Here is a 25,626-nt window from a genome sequence, read left to right as displayed (position 1 = left end):
GTCAGAACACCTCCTTCGCTGATGACGTCCTCGTGTATCCGCCGACCGCTGAGGACTCGACGGCCAGAGCAACGAGCTTCGTCCCGACAGGTTTGGGGACGAGTGGGAGGATCCGGTCCACGGAAGCTCCGAGGCGTGCGGGCCATCGCGCAACTGTCTTCGCGCTGGCTCGGACCAACAGATTCCACAGCCCGTCCCCAGGAACGGCATTGGGAAGCGGATGATCAGGGTGCTTCGTCTCGAAGATACGTCGTGCGGACGCCGCGTGCGCGGCGCGACGCGTCCGTTCCTGCGTCGTCACCGCTGCGACTCGATGGGTTGTCTCCAAGGACGGGTCAAGGATCACTGGCACGCCCGCTTCGTGGATCCTGTATCCGTAGTCGATATCCTCCCAGCCGTACAGCCGGTACTGCGCATCGTAGAGCCCGACGGTCTCCCACGTGCTCCGCGTGACCGAGCAGTTTCCCGCCCAGTAACGCCAGATGAGCTCGGGGGAAGTCCGATACGCGTCCGCGCGGAACACTGCGTCCATCGCCACTCCGTACGCCTCGGCGTAGGGGGTGGGGTCGTAGACATTGCGGTAGAGGCCGATGACTGCGACCTCCCTGCCCTGATGTGCGCGAACATGCTGGGCGATGTAGTTGGGTGCGGGGACGAGATCATCGTCGCAGCGGATCAGGATCTCGCCGCGAGACGCTTCGAAACCCGCGTTCAAGGCGGCAACGCGCCCGCGGTTCTTGGGGAACACGATCGGCTTCATATCGAGCCGGGTCTCGTTCTCGAGCAGGGTGACTGAGCCGTCGTCGACGCCGTCGATGACCACGATCACCTCGAAGGCGGGGGCGTTCTCCTGGGCGGCGAGAGAGTCGAGAAGAGCCGGAAGGCGCGCTGCACCGCGATAGCTCGGGATGATCAGGGAAGCGATCGGTGTGGTCATGCCTTCTCCTGCTTTCCCGGAGCTCTCGGCGAGGGGTCTGATTTGGAACCCGGCGGTTCCGGGACATGACGTTTCCATCGCGGAAACATCGACAGATGCGCGGCGAAGCGCACCAGCAGTCTGGCTGCCGGACGCTTGCCTCGCCTGCTCCAGGTCTGCGCAGCGGCGATAGGAAGCCCGAGTGCTTCCCGCAGCAGGATGGTCCGCGACTGCTGGACCGGGAACAGATCCGGATGCATTCGCCAGATGATCACCTCGGCCTTCGATCCGAGATAGACCTTGCGCAGCGCGGTGCGGACGTCCGTCGTCGACCGGAAGAACACGACCATCGCGGGAGCTAGGCCGACTCGCGCGCCGCTCTTGCCCAGCCTCAGCGAAAACTCCGAATCCTCGCCACCGTATGCGGGCAACTGCGTGCTGAATCCTTCGACATCCAGGAACGTCTCGCGGCGTATCACCATGTTGCAGGTGAGCACACCGAAGCCTCCAGCTGCAGTCCTCGTGAAGGCCCCGTAGCCGACAGAGGGCGCCTTGGGGTCGAAGGGATCCCGCAGCTCTCTCAGCGTTCCGCCTGCAACGTCAAGATCCTGCACCGCACAGTGTGCCGCGTGGATCCACCCCTCGCCGACTCGATCATCGGCGTCGCAGAAAGCGATGGTTTCCCCACGTGCCTCAGAAACGCCACGGTTCCTGGCGTGAGCAGCGCCGCGTCTTTCTGACGCGTCGACCACGCGTAGAGGTACTGGGAACTCCGCAGCTCGATGCTCGACCAGTGCCCTCGTGCCGTCCCGAGACCCGTTGTCCGCGATGATGACTTCCCAGGTGATCCCGCTCCTCTGCTCAGCGAGGGCATCCAGCTGTGCGGAGAGCGTCTTCTCCGCATTCCATGCAGGGATCACGACGCTGAGGTCAACGGCGCTCATAGTGTTTCCATCCGTCGGTCCTCATGGCCTGCCTCGCGGGGAAGGGCCAGAAGAGCCCGCCTCACCCGCTCAGCACCGGCTCTCGGGGAGAAGAGGCATTCCCATCGCCCTCTCGCGTGTTTCGAGGCGCGGTCCCTCGCCTCCGACGACGACCCGATCACCGTCTTCAGAACTCTGGCGAGATCTTCAGCATCACCACGGCGCGCGATCCACGGATGCTCGAGCCCGGCCACCTCGACGAGGCCGCCAGCGTCGGAGATCACGAACGGCACTCCAGCGGCCATGGCCTCGGCGGCCACCAGGCCGAAGGGTTCGTCCCATGTCGAGGGGAACACCGCCACGTCCACTGAGGAGAAGAGATCCTCGCGGCTGACCCATCCGAGGTGCTCGACGGCATCGCCCAACGGCGCCAGTGCCTGCGCGATGATCCGGTCGTCCTCAGTGGTCCCGAACCTGTTCTCCCCAGCGAGCACCAGCCGAGCACTCCGTCCCTGCCCCAGGTCGAGCGCGGTGATGGCCTCAGCGAGAACGTCCACGCCCTTGTCGCGCGTGAGGCGACCGAGGAACCCGATACGCACCTCTCCGCTCGTCGGCATCTCGTGGGGAACGAAGGGGATCTCCTCGGTCCAGTTCTCCAGCACCATGGTGCGGCCGCGGACCCTGCTCGCCATGAAACGGGAGATCACGATCGTGCGTCGTGCACCGATACGTGCCAGCGCCGCGAGGATCGCATGGGTCCCCGTCGGAATGATGTGCAGATGCACCAGCCGAGGCCCGAGCAACGAGGTGGCGGCAGACGGGACCAGACCGTTGCACCACAGCGGCACCCGGCGATTCCGCCGACGCCACGCGCGCAGAGCGAGCATCCACTGGAGACGGCCAGATGCTGGGAGGATCTCGACGTCGAATCCACGAGCGGCGGCTTCGGCCACAAGGTCCCCAGGTTCCCGCGGCCCCACCACAAGGACGCGCATGCCGAGTTCGCGCAGCGCCCCGGCGATGTTCAGAAGCATGACCTCACCTCCGCCGATATCGCCGTTGTTCGTGGCGATGGCGATCCGGGGTGGGGTCACGGTTCGCTCTCGACTGTTCGTCATCGCCACCTCGCCGCAGCGGCTTCAGGTGCGGATCTGTTCCGACCACGGTTCAGGCTATTTTGTTTCCGCCCGCTGGGCGCAGTGCCCCCACCACCAGCCTGCGGACCAAAGCGGATCGCTGCTCCGAGCACGAGGGCCCAGCTGATCGTGAAGAACACTTCACCCAGACGCGTCGCGCACACGAGCAGGGCAATCCCTGCGGCCTGGGTGATCATCTCCTCACGGGAGAGCTGCTGCGAGAACGGACGCAGGGCCACAAGAACGGTCAACAGCAGCGCAACCATGAGCCACGGCCAGCCGCCTTCCACCAAGGCCGACCAGTACGAGTTGTGAAAGAACCACGACTTCAGCGGATCATCGGGGAAGACCACATACGCCTCTCCTAGGCCCTCACCGAAAAACCCTGCCTCGCGCACGCGGATCTCCGCCGCAGCATCGATACGGGAACGCAGCAGGTCCGACCCCTCGCGATCGGAGAACGTGCCGATCCGCGAATAGTCCTCGGACAGGAGCTCCACCACGAAGTAGATCCCCGCGCCGAGTAGCCATTTGCCGAGCACCGGCAGCCGTGGCGAAATCAGGATCCACACCAGGCCAGCACCAAACGCCGCCAGGGACGTGCGCGACCCGGTGAGCCACAGGGCTGAGGTGAAGAAAACCACCAGCGCGATCTGCGGCCAGCGACGCTGCACCACCGCAAGCACCAGCAGCCCGACGATGCAGTAGACCATGCCCGCCACGTTCTTGTCGCCGATGAATCCGGTGAGGTACTGCCCATACGGGGCGGGAAGCAGACCTGCAAGGAAGAGGGGCACGTTGAGGATCAGTGCCGCGGTGTATCCAAGAAGGCCTGAGCGCAGGCAGATCCGGCCCGAACCGATCACCAGAGCGAACACGAACGTCACGGCGATGCGAAGCGCCCGGCCTTGCCAGTCGGCGGCGAACTCGGTGGGTTCAGCGAACATCGATAGGGCACACACATAGAACAGTCCCAGGACCATCACCGGGATGATCCACTCCACGCGCTCCAGTGAGTGGGTCGGGCGGCGCAGCAGCGCGAGACCGACGGCCGCCACCATGAGCAGATTCGCGATCGGGAACCCGATGGAGGGGATCGGCAGCACAGAATGCGTCACCAGCAGGAAGAACAGCAGGAACTCCGGGATGCGGATCGACCCGACCGCCTGCACGCTCTGCCGCAGATCCTGACGGATCCCCTCGCCGATGCGGTGCTCGATGCCCATGCCACGGGGCGTGCTCGTCATGCTCATCGGAACACCCCCGAGTACACGTGGGCAATGCCCGAGCACATCTCAGCGACCGGGCCGAGGCGAGACTCCGCACGATCTGGTCGCACGGAAATCTCGAGACCTTGCCTGGTGATCGCTGTGGCAACGGCGTGCGGATCCGCCCCGTCCACCAGGCAGCGGGAGGGCAGGATCTCCGCGTTCCCGCCCACGTCGGTGGCAACCACGCCGAGCCCGTGGGCGACGGCGTCCAGCAGCGTGTAGGAGAGGTTCTCCCAGTCCGAGAGCTGGACGAGAACGTCATGCGATGCCAACGCCGAGGCGGCCTCAACGTATCCGGGGAATTCCACCATGCTCTGTAGGCCTGATGCGGCTACGAGGGATCGCAGTGTCTGCTCCTCGGGTCCGGTGCCGGCGATCGTGAGGCGTGCCTCTGGGTGTTCCGCTGCCACCCGTGCGAAGGCTTTTATGAGCCGGTCGATCCGCTTCTCTGGCGCGAGGCGCGACAGAGACAGCACCCGCAGCCCCGGCGTGCGCTCTGCCTCGGCGGGAACCACCACGCCATTGCGTACTACGGTGATTGGCGCGCCGCTCCCCCACTGGGTACGGATCTGTTCGCGAGTGGAATCGGAGACGGCGATGACCGCGTCCGTGCGGTGCAGGCGGGCACGATGCGCGCCCGTTTTCATCACCGCCGCAGCACGCGAGGACTGGTAGTAGCCCTGTGCCCCTGCGATCCCATGCTCGGTCGAGACAAACCGGATCCTCTGCCCTTGCCCGGAACGCAAGCCGGCAACGGCGGCCACGCCGACCAGATCAGCGAAGGCGAGATGGGTGTGCAGCAGGTCGGGGCGGAGCCGCTGCAGGATGCGGCGCAGCTCCCGGACGGCGCAGCGTGCCCCGTCGGCCGGTGAGACCCGAGCGGTCATGACCGCGGCACCCAGGTCGCGCGCCCGCTGTGCGAGCGGCCCGTCGGGGCAGACCAGCATGATCCGCCACCCGGGCACGCCAGCGGTGAGCACGTCCAGGATGTGCCGGGCGACCCCACCGAGGTCTGCCACGGGAGAGCACCACAGGGCGAGGCCCTCCTCGCCTGCGGCCGGGGTGCCCGCGGAGCTGCTCAGAACCATTCCTGCAGCCGATCCAGGGCCGTGAAGAAGCCCTCGCCGTTGTTCACGTGCCCCATCCAGATCTCCGGAATGAACGGGGCGTTCGGGGCGAGTCGGTCCATGCGCTCGGCCAGGTCACGGAAGTCCACCTCGCCCTCCCCCACCTGGACGCCCTCGCCGTCCACGCCCACCGAATCCACGACGTGCAGGTGCTCGGTGTACGGGCCCATCGCGTCGATGTACTCGCTGAAGGGACGCTGCGCGAAGTTCGCCGCGAGCTTCGTGTGGGAGACGTCGAAGGTGAGGCGACGGCCGTGGTTCTCGCAGAACCAGACCGTGTCCTCGGGGTCCATGAACAGATTGTGGAACTGCTGCCCGCCCATCAGCCACGGGAACGGCGGCAGGGTCTGGGCGGTCAGCCGCACGCCGGACTCATCGATCCGCTCCAGACCCTTCTGGATCCGCTCGTACATCGGGTACCGCTCCTCGCGGGCCACGTGGCGATCGGGCAAAAACCCGCCCATGGTGACGATGACGATCGGGTCCTGCTCACAGGTGAAGTGCTCGCGCAGCTGGTGGGCCTGGTCGATCACCCGCTGCACCTCGCGGATGGAGCGCTCCCAGATCGCGTCGTCCGGGGAGGCCAGGTCGATGAGGAAGTCCCCGGCGTACAGGTCTGGCGCGTGGATGGTGAAGAACTGGGGTAGGCGCTCCCCCGGCTGGAAGAAGTCACCGGGGCTGAGATCCATGTCTTTATAGGACTGGTGGAATTCCAGGAAGTCCGGCTCAGCGGCCTCCAGCAGGGAGCGGAAGTCGTGGAAGCGGACCGGCAGGCCCCAGGGGCGATGGAAGCTGTACTGGTGGCTGGTGTCGGTGCGTCCGGCGAGGTCGCCGGGATAGAAGAAGTCACCAGCAGCCACGTCACGGGCGAGGGTGATACCCACGAGCTCTGGCCGGCGGTCGGGCTGCAGGCCGCGACCGGGGGACTTCACCTCGATGTCGGCATCTGTGACGACCTGTCCCTGGCGCAGATCGCGGGCGGCCACCAGTGATTTGGCGAGGTTCACGCGGTTCATGAGCTCGCCGGTGGAGATTTCGCGGGCGGTGTCGGAGCCGAGCGCTTCCTCGACGTCCCGGATCTGCTGGACCATGGCGGTCAACTCGCCGGGGGTCAGCGACACCTTGTGGTCGTTGCCTTCGAGGGTCTTGTCGATGGTCACGTGCTTCTCGATGATGCTCGCTCCGCGCGCGACCGCCGCGACCGGCACATGCCAGCCGCGCTCATGGCCCGAGTAGCCCACGAGGCAGTCGCCGAGCTCGGCGAGCCGGTCCATGTACTTCAGGTTCACGTCCTTGAAGGGCGCGGGGTACGTGGACTGGGTCTGCAGCAGGGCGAAAGCGGCGCCGTGCTCGCGCAGCACCGACACTGAGGTGGTGATCTCCTGCTCGGTGCTCATGCCGGTGGAGACGATCATTGGGGCACCGAAGTCGGCCACATGGGCAAGGAGCTCATGGTTGGTGAGGTCTGCGGAGGCGATCTTGTAGCCGGGGATGCCGTAGCGCTGCAGGGCGTCGGCCGAGGGGATGTCCCACGGCGTGCACAGCACGTCAAGGTCGACGTCCGCGCAGTGGTCGAACACCCGGTACATGTCCTCGACACCGAGGGAGTACTTGGCCAGCAGGTTCATCGTGTACTGCGGGCCTAGGTCCTCACCCTCGCTGGAGGTGCCGGAGCCGGAGCGGTACAGGGCGCTCATCTCGCGCAGCTGGAACTTCACGGCGGAGACCCCGGCCGCCTTGCAGTGATCGACGAGGGTTTTGGCGAGCTCGACGTCGCCCTGGTGGTTGTTGCCGATCTCACCGATCAGATAGGCGGGATGGCCTGCGCCGATGGTGTGGCGCCCGATGGTGAGGGTGTGGTCGCCGGGGCTCGCGATCGCGGTGAGCCGCCCGCGGTCATCGACCACGGGAATACGGTCCACACCGGGACGGAACATAGCGGTGATGCGATCCACCGGGGTGCCCTCGCGCACGGAGACGATCGACGAGTTCAGTGCTTCCGCGACGGGCCGGGACAGGTCCGGGGCGGTCTGCGCGACCAGCCAGCGGCGCACATCGCCATCGGTGAGGGCACCCTGGACGACGCCGTGGGTGTCGACGGCGAAGACGACACGGGCTCGATTGTCGTTGATCCGTCCGAGCGCCTCGAGCACGGACGCCTCGGTGTCGATCGTGTACGGGGAGATGGCCCGTTCGAAGATCATGACGTCCTCCATCCCATGCGGGCGAGCATGCTCTCAGCTGCGGCGACATCGGTGAGCGTGTCGATGTCCACGCCCTCCATCTCGTCGAGCACGAACAGGTCGACGCGTCCGCCGATTCGGTTCTTGCACGTGCGGTAGATGTGGGGAGCCGTCACGTAGAGCGACCCGTTTTCGAAGTAGTGCATCTGGTGGGGCGTGAGCTCCTGGCGGCGGGGCCGTGCGGTGACGTCATAGTCAGCCCTGGCTGACTCGCCGACGCCCTCGGGCAGGTGCCAGTAGAACGGAGAGTTCGGGACCACGCCGACCAGGCAGTCCGCGGTGCCTGCCCGGAACTGGGCGAGTGCCCGACGGATGGTGTCTGGCTTGCGTACAGGCGAGGTGGCCTGCAGCAGCAGCACCGCGTCGAGCTCCACGCCCTCGGCCTCGATCACGTCCATGGCGTGCAGGATCGTCGGCTCGGTGGGGGCGGTGTCCGCTGCGAGCTCGACGGGGCGGTCGATGACGCGAGCCCCGTGAGCGCGGGCAACCTCCGCGATCTCGGCGTCCTCCGTCGAGACGGCGACGATGACGTCCTCCCCCGCATCCAGAGCCTGAGCGATGGTCCAGGTCATGAGCGGGCGGCCACCGACGGGCAGCAGGTTCTTACGGGGGATCCCCTTGGACCCGCCTCGGGCGGGGATCAGAGCGAGAGCGGTCATGCGACACCTTCCAGATGCTGGGCGAGGAGTCGGGCCGGCTCGTCGGCGCCGATTTCGGGTCCGCGGGTCGGCTCGGAGCCGCCGAAGCGGGACATCCGATAGCGATCCCAGAACTCCTCCACCCACACGGGCGCCTTCGGGGCGTGGACCCAAGCGGGGACGCCGCGCACCGCGGCCTCCAGCACGCCGGTGGAGAACACCGCCACCACCGGGTTGGACATAGTGGCCAGCGGGATCGAGGAGTCCTGAAACTCGATGCCGGCCCGTTGCATCGCCCGGTGGGTCGTGCGAGAGACGACGTCGGTCTCCATCGGATGGGGTCGGTATAGAGCGCCTTCCTTCCGGCACAGATCGATGGCCGCACCGGCGGTGATGCGGCGCGGCAGCTCCGCGCCGTGCATCTGCCCCAGGAACACCAACCGGTCCTCATCCGGGTGCTCCTGCGCACTCGCCGTGGCACCTGCCCGCACATCCTCCCGGGACGCCTGCCAGAGCAGCTGCGAGCCGATCACGCGCACGTCGACGTCGCGGCGGCTCGAACGGTAGAAGTTGCCATCCTCCATGGTCCACGCGAACAGGGTGGACTCTGGCGGTAGCGGCGGTGCGTACGGGGTCAGGGCGCCATGCTGCACGATCGTGGAGGCGATCCCGTGGCTCGCGGCCCAGTCATGCGCCAAACGCCCCGCACCGAGATGCCAGCCGAGAGAGGTGATCGCTCTGATGCCTCGTCCCGTCAGCGCCTCGGCATCGGCGAGCTCGGTGCGCGCGGCCTTTCGACCCGCAAGCTCCGGCAACTCGACGTCTGCGGGGGCGAGGATGTCCACGCCGCTGCGCAGGTACGGCAGCGCCGTGAGCAGGCTCGCCCGGGACGTCGGGGACACGGAGTCCACCGCGATGAGGATTCGCTCCTTCCCCTCCCCGTCCACGGAGTGCAGCGCGTAGCGCTCCGGCTCATGCTCGTGACGGCCTCGTAGACGGCGCACCGCATCCAGCGTGCTGTGCTTGGCACGACGCAGCGGATGACGGGAACGCTGCCAGTCCTGCCAGCGCTCGAGACTCGTCGCATGGATCAGTGCCACAGGGCATCCACCTCCGCGATCCGGTGATCGAATGTGTGCTCCGCAAGCGTGCGCGCCCGCCCGGCCTCTCGCATGCGGTCTCCCCAGACGGGGTCCTCGACCGCACGCCGGGCCAGCTCCTCCAACTCATCGACGTCGCGCCAGAGAGCGACCTCGATGCCGACGTCGTAGAACTGATCGACGTCCTCACGGTCCACAAGCTGCACGCCACCCATCCCAGGGATCTCGAAGGTGCGCATCGCGTGTCCCTCCTGACGACCGTGGATCGCCACGGCCGCCGCCCCTTCGGCGTGGATCTCGTAGGCACGGTCCAGCGGGACCTCGCGTGACGCCGCCAAAGCAGGCCGCTTCCATGAGAAGGTGCGCAGCCGGTCCACCGGGTGGCGGGAGAAATCCCTCCCCCAGGCGTGCACAGGAAGACCGCGCGCCGCGAGCTCGCTGAGGATCTCGTACCGGTTCGCGTAGCCGGAGCCGATGAAGACGACCTCGCCGGTGCGGCGGGTGGGCGGGGACACCCGATGTGGATCGAAGGCGTTCGCCACGAAATGCGCGTCGACGCCCTCGGCGGCGAGGCGATCGGTCTCGGAGCGGGCATAGTCCACGATGGGCCCCACATGCCGGAGGAAGTCCAGCGTGTAGTCGTGGCGGTGCAGATCGTCGTACAGCCAGAGGATCCGTGGAGTGTTACCGAGCGCGTCCCAGAAACGGTGGTCGAGTGCATCCCCCTTGATCACCACGACCCTGTCGGGCTGCACGGTGCGCAGTGCCTCGATCACTCGATCGGTGAGCCGACGCGTCTCCGCCGCCCTGCGGGCAGCGCCCCGCCCGAGCTTCTCCGGCAGCTCCACAGTGGCCTTCAGCCGCAGCTTGTCCACAGCCGTGTCGTATGCGTCGTATCGGATCGTGCTGGTCTCGTAGCCGCGGCGCGCGAAGGCATCCTCGATCGATCGCCAGTACCCGTGGAAGGTGGGCGAGATCAGGAGCAGTCTGGTGGCGGCGGTCATCGGGGCAGTTCCTTGCCGGCGGTGAGGATCAGTGTGGTCTCCTCGCGGAACACCGCTACGGGATTCACGTCACGGCCGAAGAGCCGGCGGCCCGTGTTCCACACGATGTTCACGACAGACGCACTGAGCAGGCCAGCACGCAACAGATGCACATTCTGGTGCTTGCGGGCGTAGCGCATGCGTGCGCCAACGAGCCAAAGGCGCCGACGCGCCTCACCGCCCGACGAGCCGCCTCCCTCGTGCACCGCAACCACGTCGGCATCGAGCAGCGTCGGCACTCCTACCCGACGCAGGCGCAGCTGCAGATCAACTTCTTCGGTGTACATGAAGTACCCCTCGTCGAAGCCGCCGATGGCCAGTACTTCCGCGACGGGCAGCAGCATCACGGCCCCGGAGACCCAGTCCACAGGAACGACTCCGGTGGCGGCGTCGGAGTCGACGTCGTTCCCCATAGCGCGTTGGATCACCGGCCGGTGATGCTGCGATGCCAACGGGACCAGCCATTCCACAACCTGGTGAGAGATCCTCGGCGTGAAACGCGCGCTGCAGCCGCTGGTCCCGTCCGGGGTGCCGGCACGACAGCCGACCACCGCTGGCTGCCAGGGCGCGCCGTGCTCGAGCAGGGTACGCGCGAACCCGCGGGGGATGATCAGGTCGGAGTTCAGAACCAGTGCCTGGGGGAAGGCCGCGGCGTGCAACCCTGTGTTGACCGCAGCCCCGAAGCCGCCATTGTGCTCACGCCGCACCAGATCGACACCGCGCGGCAGGGCATCGGCTGGAACGCGACACGGGCTGGCATCATCGACGACGATCACCTGTGCGGGACGATCCTCCTGTGCTACGTCGGGGCCGATCAGGGCCTCCAGCAGGGGGAGAACCGGATCAATCGCTCCGTGCACCGGGATGATGACAGCGAGAGCAAGCATCACGACTCGCTGTCGTTCGGCATCGCAGCCCGTTTCGCTCGACGCCGACGGGGTGCGTCAGATGCCGAGCTGGGGCTCGTCGAGGCGATAGGAGCAGCATGCCCATCCGGACGGGACCCAGCAGTTGAAGAGGCCTGCTCTCCGTGCGCCTCCCCGAGCGGTTCGTGTGCGGCCTCGACGGGCGCATCGGGCAGCACCTCAGCATCGGTGTCTGGCTCGACGACCGCGTAGGCGTATCCCTTGCTGGCCCCATAGGTGTAGCTACCGTACGAGGAGTAGCCATACTCGGCATCGCCGTAAGCTATGCGCTTCAAACGGCCGGTGCTTACACGGTTCATGACCAGCCCGTACACCGTGGAGCCGACGCCCTGCACCGAGTCGACGGCCTTACGGATGCCCTCGGCGCGCGTCCTTCCCGGAACCGACACGAGAATCGCGCCGTCGGTGTGGCGGGAGAGCAGTTGCGCATCGGTCACCGCCAACACCGGCGGAGCGTCGATGATCACGAAGAACCTCTCACTCAGCTCCGCCACGAGGTCATGCATGCGACGTGACCCGAGCAGTTCTGACGGATTCGGCGGGATCTGCCCTGCTGGCAGCACCCACAGCCGCGTAGCCTCGACACGCTGCAGCGCCTCCTGCGCGCTCACGCTGCCGACGAGCAGCTGGGACAGGCCCACTGCGTCATCCACCTCCATGGCGGCGGCAAGCACGGGACGACGCATGTCGGCGTCAATCAGCAAGGTGCGTTGCCCAGACGCGGCGATCACGCGTGCCAGATTCGCCGCCACGGTGGACTTGCCCTCTGCGGGCACGGAGCTGGTGACCACGACAGAGCGTGGAGGGTTATCGACATCCACAAAACGCAGGTTGGTGCGCAGCTTACGCAGCGCCTCCCGGGTACGGAACTCGCAGGGTTGCACGAGCACGCCGGTCCCCTTGTTCCTCCCGAGATCCTTCCCGGCGGGAAGCACGCCCAGCACAGGAATGCCGGTAGCACGCTCAAGGTCATTCACCGTACGGATGCGGGAATCGTTGCGGGCGCGCAGCCACGCGATGGAGAGCGCGATGGCCAGACCAGCCACCGCGCCGATCGCGAGGAACTTCCGTCGGTCCGGCGCAATCGGTGCACTCGGAGCATTAGCGGTCTGATACGGCACAAGAACCACCTGTGCCTGCGCCGCATCATTGCCGCCCGTCTCGAGGCGTTCAGCCTCCTGGGCGACTGCCTCCACGGCAGCGTTGGCCAGTTGCTGAGCCTGTTGAGAGGTGCCAGCGGTGGCAGTCACCGTGATGATCGGGGCGTTGGGGTCCAAGGAAGCGCGGAGCGAGGCTGCAGCAGCATCGGGGCTGATCGGCAGGCCGGTGGAATCCACAATGTTCTGGCCGACGGCGCGGGTGTTGAACAGTGGAAGATACGACTGCGCCTTGTTGTACTGGAACTGCATGTTCGAGCTGGCCTGCGTGATCGCATTGCCGTCCGGGTCCGTTTCTCCGCTCGCGGAGACATAGCCCAGCGCCGATGCCTCGAAAACTTCAGGCTTCGTATGTGAATAGCCGTAGCCGGCGGCAGCGCCAACCAGGATCGCTACCACCAGCAGGAGGGCATTGCGCAGCAGAAACCGCAGAAACTCTTCAATGGTCACACGGGCACCATTCACCTCGGCAGAGACGGACTCGTTCATCCTACGCACCGCCCAGCTAGTACCAGCAGGCGACCTGCACGGATCCCGGGGCGTTCTCACGACTTTCCATCGGGATCACCCGCATCGCAAGCCTGTGACGTCCAATGCGACCCGGCGGCGGTCCGGAAGCCGACAGTAGCTCTCCTGCGCCGCGCCCTCGCTCACAACAGCGCTTCGCCGAGCACGACCCGACACGCTCTGAGCACGGATGACCGTCCACCCGCGCTCACAGCAACGGCAGCAGCTCCTCCCACACGGCCCGGATGATGTCCGCGCCGGGGCGGCCCTCCAGGTGCGAGGTGATCGCCACCATCGCCCGCTGCTCAGGCAGCACGAGCAGCATCTGCCCGTAGGCACCGTCGGCCCGCCAGGCGCCGTCAATGCTGCAATCCCACACGCCGTAGCCATAGCGAGCGCTCTCGGGTTCGACCCGGTCGCCTGTGGACACCCAGGTGTCATCGGCGTGCATCCGATCAACCCAGGTGCCGGGCACGAGTTCGCGGCCCTCCCACGAGCCGCGATCCAGCAAGAGACGGCCGATACGGGCGATCTGACCGCTCTTGAGGTTCAACCCGGTGGCGCCCCAGGTGATGCCGCAGCGATCCGTGAACCACTGCGGGTTGAGGATTCCGAGCGGCTCGAACAGGCGCGGCATCAGCCAGTCACGCATCGACTGCCCGACATGCTCATGGATGATCCGCGACAGGAGGTAGATGGATCCGTTCGAGTATTCGAAGGCCTTCCCTGGTTCGCGCACCAGATCGGTGCCGAGGATCAGCGCCGTGAGGTCCGGATGCTCGCGCTGCTCATCGAGGAACACCGTGATCGGGGAACCCGAGGTCATGGTCAGCAGGTGATGGATCCGGACCCGATCCCAGCCGGCACCGGCCCCGCCCGACGGAGCCGGCAGGTGGTCCAGAACATGATCCTCGACCGTGAGCAGCCCCTCCTGGGCGGCGATGCCGACGGCGAGCGCAGTCACGGTCTTGGAGACCGAGTAGAGGTTCTCGATCGTATCGTCCACGAAGCGGTGGGAGACCTCACGGCGCCCCTCACGATGCACGTGGATGGCGCGCACCCCGAGGCGGCGCTCCAGGATCCGCTGGCGCAGCCCTGTCAGCAGCAGCTCGTCAGGCACCTGGTTGCGATCCGAGGGTGTCGCAGAGATCTCCGTGGTCGCCGCAGGCGTCGTGTCCTCGGTCGGGTCGGGAGTCGAAGCAGTGACAGCCATATTCCGAGCCTATGCGGTACTCCCCCGTCCTGCGGGACGAGCGAGACTCTGCGGTCGGTGTCGACGTCCTCGACGTTGTCGGTCCTGGTCCCGCGGAACGAACACGACTTTTGTCGGATGCCACGGGGACCTGGGCAGGTGTGAAATAGTGCCTCGGCCCGTCCCGGGCCTGTGCACTGCGCTGTGCACCTCACGCCATCCGAAAGGCCGCCATGACCGTGCTCCGCCGCATCGTCCTGCCCACGCTCTGGCTCCTGGTCGCCGCTGTGATCGCCGCGGCGCTGGTGAAGATCGCCTTCTTCACCAGCGAGGAGGAAGGCCCCACGGCGCAGCCAGGCGTCGCCGTCATCGAAGGCCAGGTCACCACCGTCGAAAAGGTGAACCTCTCCTCCACTCTCAAACTCGACGGAACAGTGGAACCCGATCCCGGCACCCCGCTGCGCGCCACGAAGACCGGTGAGGTCAACAAGATCTGGCGGAAGGATGGAGACGTCGTCGACGAGGGCGACCGGATCCTGCAGGTGAAGGTCGAGGCGGAGCCGGAGATCATCGAGGCGCCTGTCCCAAGCGTCGACGGCGAGGCGGGCGCCGACGGCGCGGGCGGCGACGACGCCGCGGCGCCAGCTCCCAGCGGACCCACGTACCACTACTTCACACTGCGTGCCAGCAGCAGTGGCATCATCTCGGGCCTCGAGGTCACCGAGGGCCAGCAGCTCAACACCGGCGACACCGTCGCCACGCTGTCCCCCGGCACCTACTCGATCAGCGCCTCCCTCACCCCGGAGCAGCAGCTGCAGCTGCTGGAGACGACGATCGAGGCCACCGCGGAGCTGCCCACGTCCGAGAAACCGATCACCTGCCAGGATCCGTCGATCTCCGAGAACACCGAGGACGATGAGGATGCCACCCCCGCTGTCCCCGAGGGCGCGTACGACGAGTGGGGCGAGCCGCTCCCCGGAGCCGGCGAGACCTCGCGGGCCTCGCTGCGCTGCCCCGTGCCCGAGGACGTGCGCGTCGTGCCCGGGCTCAAGGCTCCCATCACCATCAACCTCGGCTCTCGCGACGGTGTGCTCGCCGTCCCCACCACCGCTGTGATCGGTGAGGGGAAGTCCGCCACGGTGTACGCCCCGTCGGCCGACGGCGGCGAGCCCACCGAGATCCCGGTCGAGCTCGGACTGCGCGACGGCGAGCTGATCGAGGTCATCAGTGGACTCGAGGAAGGCCAGGAGATTCTCGAGGTGGCCCCCGGCGTCACCGACCCGAATGACGGGGGCACCGACGGAGTGGAGGCGTGGTGACGAGCGCCCCGCTCCTGCAGCTGCAGGATCTGACCCGCTCGGTCAGGCTGCCCGACGGATCCGAACTGCACATCCTCAGAGGCGTCACCTGTGACGTGCATGCCGGCGACCACATCGCCATCGTCGGCCGGTCCGGCTCCGGCAAGACCACGCTGTTGAATCAGCTCGGTCTGATCGACCGCCAGACCAGCGGGGAGCTGCTGTTCGACGGCCTCGACGTACGACGGCTCTCCGACCGCCGCCGGGCGCGCCTGCGCGGCGCCGGCATCGGCTTCGTCTTCCAGCAGTTCAACCTGCTCGATGGCCGCAGTGCCCTGGAGAACGTGATGATGCCGATGCTGTACGGCACCGCCGCCCAGTTCCGAAACCGTCGGCGCGCCGCCATGGAGATGCTCGAACGGGTGGGTCTGTCCGCCCGTGCCGACCAGACACCGAACCGTCTCTCCGGCGGCGAGCAGCAGCGCGTCGCCGTGGCCCGCGCCCTGGTGCGCCGCCCGCGCCTGATCCTCGCCGACGAGCCCACCGGGGCCCTCGACGTCACCACCGGTGAAGCCGTCATGTCGCTGCTGGACGAGATCGCCCGCGAATCGGAAGCGGCCCTGGTCACCATCACCCACGACCTGCAGGTCGCCGCGCTCTCGGACCGCGCCTACCTGCTGGACACCGGCGTGCTCACGCCGCTGGAGGAGACCGACCAGGCCCGCGGCGCCCTCGCAGCGACAGCCGGGATCCGCGCCGGCCGCGCCCGCGTGGCGGAGGCCGGCCCGGGTGTCCGCCACGGCGCTCAGGGCGCGTCGCACGCACCGCATCCCGGCCAGGAACCGCCCACGGAGGTGATCGCATGACCGGCCTGATCGCCTCGATCGTCGAGGCCTACGGCGAGCTGCGCGTGAACAAGAACCGCATCATGCTCGCACTGATCGGTGTCGGTTTCTCCGTGTTCGCCCTCACCGCGGTGCTGGGCGCCGGGTCCCTGTTCAAGGCCACCTTCGAGCAGATGACCGAGGCACAGAGCGGACGAGCCGGCGTGATCCAGGTCGCTGTCCACCGCGCCGATGGGACGAACGACACCGCCCAGGTCATCGACGAGTTCGAGACCCTGCAGGTCACACACTGGACCCGGTCCTCGGAGACCTCGACCCGCGTGCAGATGTCCACCGGCGTGCGGGCACTGCCCGTGCAGGCCGTGGACCCGGCCTACGCCGACATGTACCGCGTGAAGCTGCTGGAGGGCCGATGGTTCACCGCCGCGGACGAAGATCGGCTCGCCCCGGCGCTGGTCGTCAACCAGAGCATGTACGAGGAGATCGGCTCCCCTCCGCTCGGGAACGGGGTCCCGGTGAGCCTGCACGGCCCCGAAGGCACCACGGAGACCGCCCGCGCCGTGATCATCGGCGTGGTCAAGGACGTGCCTGGCATCTTCGGGCCGCCTCAGGGTATGGAGGCGATGGTGCTGTTCGAGACCGCGAGCGGCCTGCCCGGCGCCGAGGGCGCCCCGGAGGTCCAGCAGATCAGCGCCTGGGTGCCGCCGGAGGACTCCTTCGCTGTGGCCGACCACTTGGCGGCCGCGCTCGATCCCGGACCGGACGGCGACGTCAGCATCCAGAACACCATGGACTGGGCCGGTGAGGCCGACATCATCGACTACCTCTCCTACGCCATCGCGGGCATCGCCGGGCTCGTGCTGATCCTCGGCGCCATGGGCCTGGTGAACATCTCCCTGGTCTCCATGCGCTACCGGATCCGCGAGATCGGCATCCGACGCTCCTACGGGGCCACCGGCGCACGCATCTTCGTGGGCGTGATGATGGAGTCCGTGGTCGCCACCGTGATCGCCGGCGCCATCGGCGTGACACTCGCCGTGGCACTGCTGCGGCTGCCGATCATCATCGAACAGTTCGAGAAGGCGGGGCTCGTGGAGGCACCGCCCTTCCCGATGAGCGCGGTGCTGGTCGGGATGGGTGCGGCGACCCTGGTGGGCATCCTCGCGGGGGCGCTGCCCGCGATCGTCGCCACCCGTATCAAGGTGATCGACGCGATCCGCAGCTGAACGGTCTCAGCGCCGGGCGGCGAGCGCGGCGCGACGTGCTTCGTGGGCGCGCGCCTGCGCGGCGTGTGCCTGCGAGGCAGCGGCCGACAGCCCCAGATCCTCGATGTCCAGTGGTTTCGCGAGCTGGCCGAAGGGGAAGGAACGCTCCAGGTGGCCCTCGCCGTCCAGGTGCAGCATCTCGCCGGAGTCCATGAGGCGCCAGTCTGAGTCATCATCCATCGGCTCGGAGGCGATCACCACAGATCCGACGTCGGCGAGGTCTGCGGAGCGGGCGCGCAGTGAGGAGGAGGACTGCTCCAGCTCGTGCCTGCCCTCGCCGGCGCCACCGTCCCCGTTGCTGGCTCGACGGTCGAGCACCCACAGCTCGTTCTTCGCGGGCAGACGCACCGCCACCAACTCCTCACCGCGAGCAGCCAGCAGGTTCACCGAATACACCGGCACGTTCTGACCGATCCATTCCAGCGCCGCTGCGACACCGTCGCGCAGCGAGCCGCACCGCTCGGTTTCCGCCGTGACCAGAGCAGACATCCACTCAGAGTCGGTGGAGCCGTGGATCAGCCGGGCAGCGCCGAGCTCGGTGACACGACGGCGCATCGCGTCGGTGACCTCGAGAACGCCGTTGTGAGCGGTGATGATGCCGTCCTGCAGGAACGGGTGCGTGTTCTCCACGGTGTGCACGGTGCCGGAGGACAATCGCACATGAGCGATCATCACGCGGGAACGGAGCGTCGCGGCGAGCTGCGAGAAGCGTTCGGACCGGTAAGCAGCGACGGGCCGTTTCAGCACCTGCGCCTGGCCCTGCTCATCCACCCAGCCCAGCCCCGTGCCGTCGGCGTTGAAGCGCGACTGCTGCACGAGGGAGTACGGCGCCTCGAGCAGCCAGAGGTCAGCGGTCACAGGGCGGTCAGCGTGGAGAGCGAACAGTCGGCACATGATTCCAGCACTCTAGACCTGGTCACAGCGGTGCGCAGTTCCGTGGATCACGGTGCAGATGGTGGTCGGTTCCTGTGCCGCGGCGCGTTCCTGGGTAGCGTCGAGGCATGATGCACCTCAGCGATGCCCAGGTCCACGAACATCTCCCCTCGCCTGCCCAGGCGGTGGATCTCATGCGCGAGACACTTCTCGCGCTCGCCGACGGCAGCGCGTCGGTCACCCCGAAGTCGCAGGTCGTGCACGAGGAGGGTGGGTTCGCGAACGCGATGCCGGCGGCGTGGCCGGAGCGGGGGCTGCTGGGCGTCAAATGGGTGGTGATCACGCCGTCGAACCGTGAGCGCGGCGCCGAGATGATCGACGGGTTGATGGTGCTCTCAGGCGCCGACGGCTCCACTCGCGCGACCATGGCCGCCGGAGAACTCACCGCACTGCGCACCGCGGCGGTGACCGGGGCGAGCCTGGCCCTGGATGATCGGCCCGCGGTGTTCTTCGGCACCGGCGTGCAGGCCCGCTCGCACGCCCGCGTGATCGAGGCCCTGGGTCGCGGCCCGCTGACGGTGTGGGGCAGGCGCCAGGAGGCGCTCGATGACCTGGTCACCTGGTGCGCTCGGCACACCCCGTACCTCGAACTGCGCACCACCACCGATCGCGTCAGCGCGCTCCGTGGCGCCGGGGTGATCATCTCCGGCTTGCCGATCGGGCTCGACGGGCTCGCGCTCTCGCCGCAGGAGGTGGCGCCTGATGCGACGCTGCTGCCGCTGGACTATGCGACCATTGCCGGGCGCGATGTGGCGAGCACCGGCACGGTCGTGGCCGATGACCCCGAACAGTTCGAGGCGCTGCGCCCCGTGAAACTCAGCGCCGACTACCCGCGCGCTACCGCTGCGACCGGCGCTCTGCTGCGCGATGGGCGACCCGACGGGCTGCTGGTCGCGCAGAATCTCGGCTCCGGTCTCGGTGACGTGGTGCTCGCCGACGCCGTCGCCCGCGCCGCGACGCCCGTACGATGAGCCCCATGGATCCGCGTCGGCTGCTCATCTTCCGCGTCGTGGTGCGCAAAGGCTCGCTCGGTGCCGCTGCCCGCGAGCTGGGGTGGACCCAGCCTGCGGTCTCGCAGCACCTTGCGGCGCTCGAGAAGGAGGTCGGCACCCAGCTGCTGCTGCGCTCCTCCACCGGCGTCGAACCCACCGAGGCAGGCAGACGCCTCGCAGTGCACGCCGAAGCGATCCACTCCCAGCTCGAAGCCGCCGGTGAGGAGCTCGCCGATCTCACTGCTCTGCGCCGCGGCACGGTCCGCTTCGGCACCTTCCCGTCGGCCGCCGCGGTGCTGCTGCCGCCGGCGCTTGCCCGCCTGCACGAGTCCGCACCGGATCTGACGGTGACCTTCGACGAGCTCGAACCACCGGATGCGATTCGTGCCTTGGACGACGGGGAGATCGACCTGGCGATGGTGTTCCGCTACCCCGACGGCGCAGTCGAGGAGGGCGGCGCCCTGGAGTGGACGCCGCTCGCGAGCGATCCCGTGCTCGCCGTGCTGCCCGCGGCGCATCCGCGCGCGCAGGATCCCGGGCTGCGGCTCGCCGACCTCGCCGAGGAGCAGTGGATCGCTGGCTGTGAACGCTGCCGCGCGAACCTGCTGAGCAGCGCCCGCACGGCCGGTTTCGAGCCGAACATCCGCCATTCCACCGACGATTCAACGGTGGCGCAGCGCCTCATCGTGCACGGCGGCGGCGTGACACTGCTGCCGCAGATCGCCCTGGAGGGATACGGCTGCGAGCAGGTCATCGCCCGCGCCCTACCTGATCTGCAGGACCGCACGATCGGACTGCTGAACCGGCGGGGCGCGATGGCGATCCCGGCGGTGGCCGCGCTGCGCGACGCCCTCGTGAGTGTGACGAGGGAACGCGAAGCATCCGCTGCGAAGACAGCCGACGACTGAGCGCTCACTGCCAGGCTGCGGAACGACCCCTGCACCGCTGTGGAACCGCTCTGCCCGGTGACGCTGACTACCCTGGACGGATGACTCCCCCGCCCGCCGACGCCACCACCCGTGCACGCCGCATCCCGGCACGCGCCTGGCTGCGCCCGTCGTTCATGCTGCTGGGCGGGTTGGCCGTCGCCGCTCTACTCCTGCTCATGGGGCAGGACGTGGCCGCCGTTGTGTTCGCCGCCTTCGCACTGCTCATGGGGTATTGGACGAGCCCTCTGCGTCGCGGCCCGCACACCCCGTTCCGCCAGGCCATGTCCGAGCGCAGCGATGACACCGCGATCGTGCTGTGGGCCCCGGGAGACCCGCTGTCCTCGCGGATGCAGGCTGCTCTGCGCAACCGTCACGAATCGATCGTGTGGGTGAACGTGCACCAGGATCACGAGGCGGCGCAGCTGCTCGCGAACCACGGCGGTCGCCCGGCACTGCCCCTGGTGATCGTGGGCGAGAACGTGCAGATGCGTGCGACCGTCGGCCAGCTGCTGGACCTGCAGGCGGCGGCGCACCGGACCTGACGTCGACGACTCCCCGCCGGTGTCGCGACCACGCGTAGTGATCCACGGCAGCGCGACGGGCAGTCGCATCGACTCGGCTACTGTGGCCGCGTGCGCCACACGAGACCGACACCGCAGCATCCACCGGTGCCACAGCAGGCTCCGTACCCGGGTTCTGCCGCACGACCAGGCTCGGTCCAGCCGCCGGGACAGGCCGGACAACCGGGTCGCATTCCCCAGGAGGGTGCCGCCCGGTTCCCCGCCCATCCCACTCCGGCGCACTTCCCCACCTCACCGAAGAACGACGGGCGCTTCCCATGGATCCTGGGCTTCCTCGCCCTCGTCGGCTTTCCCGGCCTCTCCCTGCTCGTGCCGTCGCTCGCAGGCATCATCGCGGGCGCGATCGTCGCACGACGCAACCGGGTCGCCCGACGCTTGGGCGGACGGGCGATCCTCTTCGGGGCCGCGAACATCGTGCTGATGATCAGCTTCTTCACACTGCTGTTCGGCGTGCACCCGTGGGCCGTTGACCGCGGCTACATCCCCGAGGAGTGGCTCCCCGCGACGATCCTCTTGATCGCGCTCAGCGCCTGGGTCGCGTTCATCGGCCCCATCACATACGTGGTGCTGGCGATCATCGCCGCCTCGAAGAAGGTCACACGCTCGAAGGCGGCGCGGATCCTCAACCGCTGAGCACCGTGCTGCTGCGCCACGGCTCATCGTCGACCAACCCTCGACTGTGTCGAGGCGGCGCGCCGGTCACCGGTGAATGGGCAGCCAGTCCAGCACGTCCTGGATGCCGCGGTCCCAGAAGTCCCCGGTGTGGGCACCGGGCCGACACTGCGTCCGACAGCATCTCTACTACCTGCGAGAACGTTTCCCATTGAACTTTTCCGAACTTCTCGATTATTTGGAATATGATCAGGGTCGTCACGTGCGAACAGGGCAGGAGAGGGCGGTGAGCATGGGCGAGAAGAAGCGCGAGAGGACGATCACGAAGCTCTCCGAGCAGCTCGAACAGATGGAAGCCAGGCTCGCCGCTGTGGAGCAACGCCTCGATGAAGCAGCGATCACGGGCACCGCACCCTCCGATGCGATCACGCTCAAGGTCCCGTCTGTGAGCTCCGCCCCAGCGGCGGGCGCCATAGACGGAGAGGCCCGAAAGACCAACGAGCCAGCGGTCGACACCACCCCGGACAAGGAGCCCCCGAGCTCCCCCCTCTGGGCGCTGAAAACACTCAAGGCACAGCTTCCCGACCGCGGCGGGGTCGTCTACGCCGTGGCTGCGACCGTGGAACGTGGTCGCTTCGAGTACCAGTGGGGCCGTCCCACAGATCATCTCCTCGCCCAGGACTGGAGCGAGCTCGCAGATCCCCTGAACGCCCTCGGACACCCCTTGCGCCTGGCGATCCTCCGTCTGCTGCTGGAGGAGGACCGCACCGTCGCCCAGCTCGTCGACCTGCTGCACCTGGGCTCGACAGGCATCGCCTACCACCACCTGTCCGCGCTCCAGGCCGGCGGCTGGGTGACCTCGCCACAGCGCGGCACCTGGAGCATCCCGCCCGCACGCACATGCTCCCTTCTGACCATCATCACCGCACTGGAGGCCTCGTGACCGATCGCCATGACCACGACACCGCCCCCGACGAATCGACCGAACCCTCCTCTGCCCATGAGGACAGCACCGAACATGCTCCGCGCACGGGCGACTCCGGGCCCGCTCCCGACCCCGCCGACTCCGTGAGCCGCCGCACGGCGCTGACCATCGGGGGTGTTGGTCTCGCCGCCATCCTCGGCACAGGAGCACTGGCCCTCCCTCGCCCCCGCAGCCTCGGCGAGGTCAATGGCGACGAGGCTCTCGCCGAGGCTGTCCGCGAGCACCTGGACGGGCACAGCCGCGTCGCGGTCACGCTGATCGACACCGACGGCTCGATCCGCTTCGCCGGCTTCGGTGTCGAGGAGACGACGGAGTTCGAGATCGGCTCGGTCTCCAAGGGTTTCACCGGGAACCTCCTCGCGCTCGGCATCGAGAAGGACGGACTCCGCCTCGACACCACCGTCGAGGATGTGCTCGGCGAGCGTGCAAGCGGCTCCGCTATCGCGGATGTGACGCTGCAGGAGCTCGCCACCCACACGGCCGGTCTGCCTCCGGCGACCCCGGGCGCGGCGCTGGGCGGGACGTGGCGAAATATGTTGCGCAAGGACCCGCACGGCTTCCAGGACGTGGACGACGTGATCGACGGCGCCCTTGACCTCAAGCCGTCGGATCGGGGAGAGCCGGCCTACTCGAACCTGGGGGTCGGCCTGCTCGGGCAGCTGCTCGCTCTCGCCGCCGGCACGGATTACGTGAGCCTGCTGCGCGAGCGGATCCTGGACCCGCTGGACATGGGCTCCACCTATGTCCCGGTGACTCCCGAGGGACTGCGCGACAGCGCGGTGCGAGGTCACACCCGCCAGGGGCACCGAAGCGGTCACTGGACGCTCGGCGGGGTCGCGCCCGCCGGCGGCATCCGGTCAACGCCCGCGGATATGACCGTGTTCCTCACGGGCATGATCGACGGATCGGCGCCCGGGGCGTCAGCAGCCACCGAGGTCCTCCTCGAGGAACCCGACGAGAACACGGCGATGTGCTGGGTCAAGTTGCTCTGGGACGACCAGCCGACGATCCACTGGCACAACGGAATGACCGGTGGTTTCGCCTCGTTCTGCGGCTGGGTGCCGGAGACGGGGCGCGGCGTGATGCTGATGTCTGCGACCGCGCTGAGTCTGGACGAGCTCGCGATCGGTCTGCTCACGAAGGAGGTGTCTGCATGAGCACCCTCATCGGTTACGTTCCCGTGGTCGTCGGGCTCGTCCTGACCGCTTCCCTGGCGTGGGATGGGTACCGGCTGATTGCCCGCGACATGCATCCGCTGCGAGTACTGACCACTGTGTTCTCGGCGGCGGTCACACTCGGGATCCTCGGTCTGATCCCCCTGCTGCCGCCCTCGCTCGCCCTCATCCTGGCAGCGCTGATGCTGGGGCTCGCCGGTGCGACCGTCTACGCCGTGCTGCGCCTGCTGGACGAGAAGCGGCCACGCAGGGTCGCCGCTGTCCAGGCGGAGGGCTCCAAGCTCCAGGTCGCGGCTCTGCGCCGCCCGTCGATCACCACAGTGGTCACCGGGGCGCTGGTCCTGATCGCACTGCTTGTGGTGGCGCTGTACGCGGCGCTCTGAGCGCGTATGCACCGTGCCCGCGGGCATGGGACCGGCTCCGACCGGCGCTTCCGGTTCCTCTGCGTGTCTGCGCCGTGCCTAGGGGCGCCGGGCCACTCGGATGACCCCGGTGGATTTCCGTCGGTCGAAGCGCTCAGCCGCGGATCGGCAGCCAGTCCAGCACGTCCTGGATGCCGGTGTCCCAGAAGTCCCAGGTGTGGGCGCCGGGACGCAACCGAGAGGTGACCTCCACACCCCTGCCCTCGGCCGCAGCGAGAAACCGCCGGTTGTGCTCGATCAGGAAGTCCTCGGTGCCGCAGTCCACGAACAGCTGCGGCAGCACCGCCGGGTCGGCCTGCTCGAGCAGGCCGATAAGGTCGTCGGCCGTGCCCTCCAGCGGCTTGCCTCCCCACACACGTTCGGCGAGATGACCGCCGTGCTCGCCCTGATGGAAACCGCGGGCATCGAGCACCCCTGACAGGCTCGCCGCCGCGGCGAAGCGGTCCGGGTGGTTCAGGGCGAGCTTGAACGCGCCGAAGCCACCCATCGACAGACCCGCCACGAAGGTGTCCTCACGCGCCGTAGAGACATGGAAAGTGCTCGCCACCAGGGCGGGCAGTTCCTCGCTCACGAATGTCCAATAGTTCTCGCCGACGGCTTCGTCGGCGTAGAAGGAGCGGCGCACCTCGGGCATCACCACGGCGATGCCCTTCTCGGTGGCGTAGCGCTCGATGGCGGTGCGGCGCTCCCAGATGGTGCAGTCATCGCTCAGACCGTGCAGCAGGTAGAGCACGGGCACGCCGTCGCGCCCGCCCGCACTGTCACTGCCGTCCATGCCGATCCCGGCAGCAGCCTGCGGGTACAGCACCACCATCGATGTGCCCATGCCGAGGGACTCGGCGAAGACGTCGGTGCGCATGCGGATCATTCGGGGCCTCCTGGGCGTGGGATCTGCACACAGTCTGCCGCACAGCAGCGCACGGCACGGCCTGCGGGGCACTACGAGCGCCGGCCCCTCACGGCGAGGCTTCAACGGGCTTCACGGGCTACGCTCGCCCCATGAGCACCACGCGCAGCTCCGGTATGTCCCTCAAGCCCGCCGAGCAGGTCCGCACCGCCCCGGTCGTGACCGTCGGCCTCATCGGCGGCTGGCTGACCGCACGCGAGACCGGCATCAGGCCGCTCGGCGGCGTGGTGCTGGCCGCAGCCGGGCTCTGGGCCGGCCGTACCTGGCTCGCCCGCACCGGTGGCGCGACCACCGCGGCGCTCGGCGCCACCTATCTGCTCGGCTTCGGGCTCTCTCATCCGCTCGCCAAGAAGATCGGCGCATGGCCGGCAGTGCTCACGGTCACTGCCGTCTCGGCAGGAGCGTCGGCCCTGCTGTCAGACGCCGCCTACGGCGACTGGATCGCCGACGACGCCGACTGACCACCCCTCCTCGGGCAGCCACCCCCCGAGGCTGACCTCCTT

At 68.0% G+C, this 25,626-nt stretch carries 25 protein-coding genes; 11 read left to right on the top strand and 14 right to left on the bottom strand.

What is annotated here, in order from left to right; genetic code table 11:
• Window position 1 precedes the first annotated feature (1 nt).
• The 12 genes from C8271_RS14040 to C8271_RS01525 form a co-directional block, all read right to left on the bottom strand.
• A complete protein-coding gene (locus C8271_RS14040; protein WP_245920729.1) occupies window positions 2–937 on the bottom strand; it encodes a glycosyltransferase family 2 protein in 936 nt (311 codons plus the stop codon).
• Window positions 934–1,860: a glycosyltransferase family 2 protein gene (locus tag C8271_RS01575; protein ID WP_106505837.1), complete on the bottom strand. Its 927-nt coding sequence runs from the start codon at window positions 1,858–1,860 to the stop codon at window positions 934–936. Before C8271_RS01575 ends, C8271_RS14040 begins: the two co-directional genes overlap by 4 nt.
• Entirely contained in the window at window positions 1,857–2,957 is a 1,101-nt protein-coding gene (locus tag C8271_RS01570) for a glycosyltransferase family 4 protein (RefSeq protein ID WP_106505836.1), read from the bottom strand. The genes C8271_RS01575 and C8271_RS01570 overlap by 4 nt, the downstream gene beginning before the upstream one ends.
• Window positions 2,954–4,228 (bottom strand): ABC transporter permease, encoded by a 1,275-nt coding sequence (locus tag C8271_RS01565; protein WP_138774500.1) that lies wholly within the window; start codon window positions 4,226–4,228, stop codon window positions 2,954–2,956. The genes C8271_RS01570 and C8271_RS01565 overlap by 4 nt, the downstream gene beginning before the upstream one ends.
• Window positions 4,225–5,334 carry a glycosyltransferase family 4 protein gene (locus tag C8271_RS01560; RefSeq protein ID WP_106505834.1) on the bottom strand — a complete coding sequence of 370 codons (1,110 nt, stop codon included), beginning with the start codon at window positions 5,332–5,334 and terminating at the stop codon, window positions 4,225–4,227. Before C8271_RS01560 ends, C8271_RS01565 begins: the two co-directional genes overlap by 4 nt.
• On the bottom strand, window positions 5,325–7,577 hold the full coding sequence (locus C8271_RS01555) for an N-acetylneuraminate synthase family protein (protein ID WP_106505833.1): 2,253 nt from the start codon (window positions 7,575–7,577) through the stop codon (window positions 5,325–5,327). Before C8271_RS01555 ends, C8271_RS01560 begins: the two co-directional genes overlap by 10 nt.
• Window positions 7,574–8,275 (bottom strand): acylneuraminate cytidylyltransferase family protein, encoded by a 702-nt coding sequence (locus C8271_RS01550; RefSeq protein WP_106505832.1) that lies wholly within the window; start codon window positions 8,273–8,275, stop codon window positions 7,574–7,576. Before C8271_RS01550 ends, C8271_RS01555 begins: the two co-directional genes overlap by 4 nt.
• Window positions 8,272–9,354 carry a hypothetical protein gene (locus C8271_RS01545; protein ID WP_106505831.1) on the bottom strand — a complete coding sequence of 361 codons (1,083 nt, stop codon included), beginning with the start codon at window positions 9,352–9,354 and terminating at the stop codon, window positions 8,272–8,274. Before C8271_RS01545 ends, C8271_RS01550 begins: the two co-directional genes overlap by 4 nt.
• Window positions 9,345–10,358 carry a CgeB family protein gene (locus C8271_RS01540; protein ID WP_106505830.1) on the bottom strand — a complete coding sequence of 338 codons (1,014 nt, stop codon included), beginning with the start codon at window positions 10,356–10,358 and terminating at the stop codon, window positions 9,345–9,347. The genes C8271_RS01545 and C8271_RS01540 overlap by 10 nt, the downstream gene beginning before the upstream one ends.
• The gene (locus C8271_RS01535) at window positions 10,355–11,284 is read right to left on the bottom strand and encodes a glycosyltransferase family 2 protein (RefSeq protein WP_106507792.1); all 930 of its coding nucleotides are present in this window, start codon (window positions 11,282–11,284) and stop codon (window positions 10,355–10,357) included. The genes C8271_RS01540 and C8271_RS01535 overlap by 4 nt, the downstream gene beginning before the upstream one ends.
• On the bottom strand, window positions 11,284–12,969 hold the full coding sequence (locus C8271_RS01530) for a tyrosine-protein kinase domain-containing protein (RefSeq protein ID WP_245920727.1): 1,686 nt from the start codon (window positions 12,967–12,969) through the stop codon (window positions 11,284–11,286). Before C8271_RS01530 ends, C8271_RS01535 begins: the two co-directional genes overlap by 1 nt.
• A 226-nt stretch (window positions 12,970–13,195) precedes the next feature.
• Complete coding sequence (locus tag C8271_RS01525; protein ID WP_106505829.1) at window positions 13,196–14,200, bottom strand: serine hydrolase domain-containing protein; 1,005 nt, start codon at window positions 14,198–14,200, stop codon at window positions 13,196–13,198.
• A 212-nt stretch (window positions 14,201–14,412) separates the two neighbouring features.
• Here C8271_RS01525 and C8271_RS01520 point away from each other — a divergent pair, with 212 nt between their 5' ends.
• From C8271_RS01520 to C8271_RS01510, 3 genes are read left to right on the top strand one after another with little or no spacing between them, the layout of a single operon-like run.
• Window positions 14,413–15,498 carry an efflux RND transporter periplasmic adaptor subunit gene (locus tag C8271_RS01520; RefSeq protein ID WP_106505828.1) on the top strand — a complete coding sequence of 362 codons (1,086 nt, stop codon included), beginning with the start codon at window positions 14,413–14,415 and terminating at the stop codon, window positions 15,496–15,498.
• Entirely contained in the window at window positions 15,492–16,343 is an 852-nt protein-coding gene (locus C8271_RS01515; RefSeq protein WP_106505827.1) for an ABC transporter ATP-binding protein, read from the top strand. Before C8271_RS01520 ends, C8271_RS01515 begins: the two co-directional genes overlap by 7 nt.
• Window positions 16,340–17,548 (top strand): ABC transporter permease, encoded by a 1,209-nt coding sequence (locus tag C8271_RS01510; protein ID WP_106505826.1) that lies wholly within the window; start codon window positions 16,340–16,342, stop codon window positions 17,546–17,548. The genes C8271_RS01515 and C8271_RS01510 overlap by 4 nt, the downstream gene beginning before the upstream one ends.
• Window positions 17,549–17,554: 6 nt before the next feature.
• Here the strand turns inward: C8271_RS01510 and C8271_RS01505 are convergent, their stop codons facing one another.
• Window positions 17,555–18,481, bottom strand: coding sequence for a class II glutamine amidotransferase (locus C8271_RS01505; RefSeq protein WP_106505825.1), 927 nt, complete (start codon window positions 18,479–18,481; stop codon window positions 17,555–17,557).
• A gap of 107 nt (window positions 18,482–18,588) precedes the next feature.
• Here C8271_RS01505 and C8271_RS01500 point away from each other — a divergent pair, with 107 nt between their 5' ends.
• The 7 genes from C8271_RS01500 (at window position 18,589) to C8271_RS01465 (ending at window position 24,177) form a co-directional block, all read left to right on the top strand.
• Window positions 18,589–19,491, top strand: a complete 903-nt coding sequence (locus C8271_RS01500) for an ornithine cyclodeaminase (protein ID WP_106505824.1) — start codon at window positions 18,589–18,591, stop codon at window positions 19,489–19,491.
• Window positions 19,492–19,496: 5 nt separating this feature from the next.
• On the top strand, window positions 19,497–20,420 hold the full coding sequence (locus C8271_RS01495) for a LysR family transcriptional regulator (RefSeq protein ID WP_106505823.1): 924 nt from the start codon (window positions 19,497–19,499) through the stop codon (window positions 20,418–20,420).
• Between the two features lie 80 nt (window positions 20,421–20,500).
• Window positions 20,501–20,983 (top strand): hypothetical protein, encoded by a 483-nt coding sequence (locus tag C8271_RS01490; RefSeq protein WP_245920725.1) that lies wholly within the window; start codon window positions 20,501–20,503, stop codon window positions 20,981–20,983.
• A 126-nt stretch (window positions 20,984–21,109) separates the two neighbouring features.
• On the top strand, window positions 21,110–21,655 hold the full coding sequence (locus C8271_RS01485) for a hypothetical protein (RefSeq protein ID WP_106505822.1): 546 nt from the start codon (window positions 21,110–21,112) through the stop codon (window positions 21,653–21,655).
• A 271-nt stretch (window positions 21,656–21,926) separates the two neighbouring features.
• The gene (locus C8271_RS01475; protein ID WP_106507789.1) at window positions 21,927–22,577 is read left to right on the top strand and encodes an ArsR family transcriptional regulator; all 651 of its coding nucleotides are present in this window, start codon (window positions 21,927–21,929) and stop codon (window positions 22,575–22,577) included.
• Window positions 22,574–23,776: a serine hydrolase domain-containing protein gene (locus tag C8271_RS01470; protein WP_170957759.1), complete on the top strand. Its 1,203-nt coding sequence runs from the start codon at window positions 22,574–22,576 to the stop codon at window positions 23,774–23,776. The genes C8271_RS01475 and C8271_RS01470 overlap by 4 nt, the downstream gene beginning before the upstream one ends.
• Entirely contained in the window at window positions 23,773–24,177 is a 405-nt protein-coding gene (locus tag C8271_RS01465) for a hypothetical protein (RefSeq protein WP_106505820.1), read from the top strand. The genes C8271_RS01470 and C8271_RS01465 overlap by 4 nt, the downstream gene beginning before the upstream one ends.
• A gap of 133 nt (window positions 24,178–24,310) precedes the next feature.
• On the opposite strand, the gene C8271_RS01460 is transcribed toward C8271_RS01465, so the two are convergent.
• Window positions 24,311–25,084 carry an alpha/beta hydrolase gene (locus C8271_RS01460; RefSeq protein ID WP_106505819.1) on the bottom strand — a complete coding sequence of 258 codons (774 nt, stop codon included), beginning with the start codon at window positions 25,082–25,084 and terminating at the stop codon, window positions 24,311–24,313.
• Between the two features lie 131 nt (window positions 25,085–25,215).
• Here C8271_RS01460 and C8271_RS01455 point away from each other — a divergent pair, with 131 nt between their 5' ends.
• Complete coding sequence (locus C8271_RS01455) at window positions 25,216–25,584, top strand: hypothetical protein (protein WP_245920723.1); 369 nt, start codon at window positions 25,216–25,218, stop codon at window positions 25,582–25,584.
• Window positions 25,585–25,626 lie beyond the last annotated feature (42 nt).

Origin of the sequence: Brachybacterium timonense, assembly GCF_900258505.1 — a bacterium.
GTDB lineage: Bacteria > Actinomycetota > Actinomycetes > Actinomycetales > Dermabacteraceae > Brachybacterium > Brachybacterium timonense.
Note: the sequence above shows the minus strand (reverse complement) of the source record. Positions and strands in the feature narration are given on the sequence as shown.

Bases quoted from the DNA above. Each gene is read 5' to 3' on its own strand.
- C8271_RS01575 (WP_106505837.1), bottom strand. From the start codon at position 1,860: ATGAGCGCCGTTGACCTCAGCGTCGTGATCCCTGCATGGAATGCGGAG.
- C8271_RS01525 (WP_106505829.1), bottom strand. From the start codon at position 14,200: ATGGCTGTCACTGCTTCGACTCCCGACCCGACCGAGGACACGACGCCT.
- C8271_RS01510 (WP_106505826.1), top strand. From the start codon at position 16,340: ATGACCGGCCTGATCGCCTCGATCGTCGAGGCCTACGGCGAGCTGCGC.
- C8271_RS01540 (WP_106505830.1), bottom strand. From the start codon at position 10,358: ATGACCGCCGCCACCAGACTGCTCCTGATCTCGCCCACCTTCCACGGG.
- C8271_RS01565 (WP_138774500.1), bottom strand. From the start codon at position 4,228: ATGAGCATGACGAGCACGCCCCGTGGCATGGGCATCGAGCACCGCATC.
- C8271_RS01520 (WP_106505828.1), top strand. From the start codon at position 14,413: ATGACCGTGCTCCGCCGCATCGTCCTGCCCACGCTCTGGCTCCTGGTC.
- C8271_RS01555 (WP_106505833.1), bottom strand. From the start codon at position 7,577: ATGATCTTCGAACGGGCCATCTCCCCGTACACGATCGACACCGAGGCG.
- C8271_RS01495 (WP_106505823.1), top strand. From the start codon at position 19,497: ATGGATCCGCGTCGGCTGCTCATCTTCCGCGTCGTGGTGCGCAAAGGC.
- C8271_RS01530 (WP_245920727.1), bottom strand. From the start codon at position 12,969: ATGAACGAGTCCGTCTCTGCCGAGGTGAATGGTGCCCGTGTGACCATT.
- C8271_RS01465 (WP_106505820.1), top strand. From the start codon at position 23,773: ATGAGCACCCTCATCGGTTACGTTCCCGTGGTCGTCGGGCTCGTCCTG.
- C8271_RS01560 (WP_106505834.1), bottom strand. From the start codon at position 5,334: ATGGTTCTGAGCAGCTCCGCGGGCACCCCGGCCGCAGGCGAGGAGGGC.
- C8271_RS14040 (WP_245920729.1), bottom strand. From the start codon at position 937: ATGACCACACCGATCGCTTCCCTGATCATCCCGAGCTATCGCGGTGCA.
- C8271_RS01505 (WP_106505825.1), bottom strand. From the start codon at position 18,481: ATGTGCCGACTGTTCGCTCTCCACGCTGACCGCCCTGTGACCGCTGAC.
- C8271_RS01475 (WP_106507789.1), top strand. From the start codon at position 21,927: ATGGGCGAGAAGAAGCGCGAGAGGACGATCACGAAGCTCTCCGAGCAG.
- C8271_RS01500 (WP_106505824.1), top strand. From the start codon at position 18,589: ATGATGCACCTCAGCGATGCCCAGGTCCACGAACATCTCCCCTCGCCT.
- C8271_RS01490 (WP_245920725.1), top strand. From the start codon at position 20,501: ATGACTCCCCCGCCCGCCGACGCCACCACCCGTGCACGCCGCATCCCG.
- C8271_RS01460 (WP_106505819.1), bottom strand. From the start codon at position 25,084: ATGATCCGCATGCGCACCGACGTCTTCGCCGAGTCCCTCGGCATGGGC.
- C8271_RS01535 (WP_106507792.1), bottom strand. From the start codon at position 11,284: ATGCTTGCTCTCGCTGTCATCATCCCGGTGCACGGAGCGATTGATCCG.
- C8271_RS01570 (WP_106505836.1), bottom strand. From the start codon at position 2,957: ATGACGAACAGTCGAGAGCGAACCGTGACCCCACCCCGGATCGCCATC.
- C8271_RS01550 (WP_106505832.1), bottom strand. From the start codon at position 8,275: ATGACCGCTCTCGCTCTGATCCCCGCCCGAGGCGGGTCCAAGGGGATC.
- C8271_RS01455 (WP_245920723.1), top strand. From the start codon at position 25,216: ATGAGCACCACGCGCAGCTCCGGTATGTCCCTCAAGCCCGCCGAGCAG.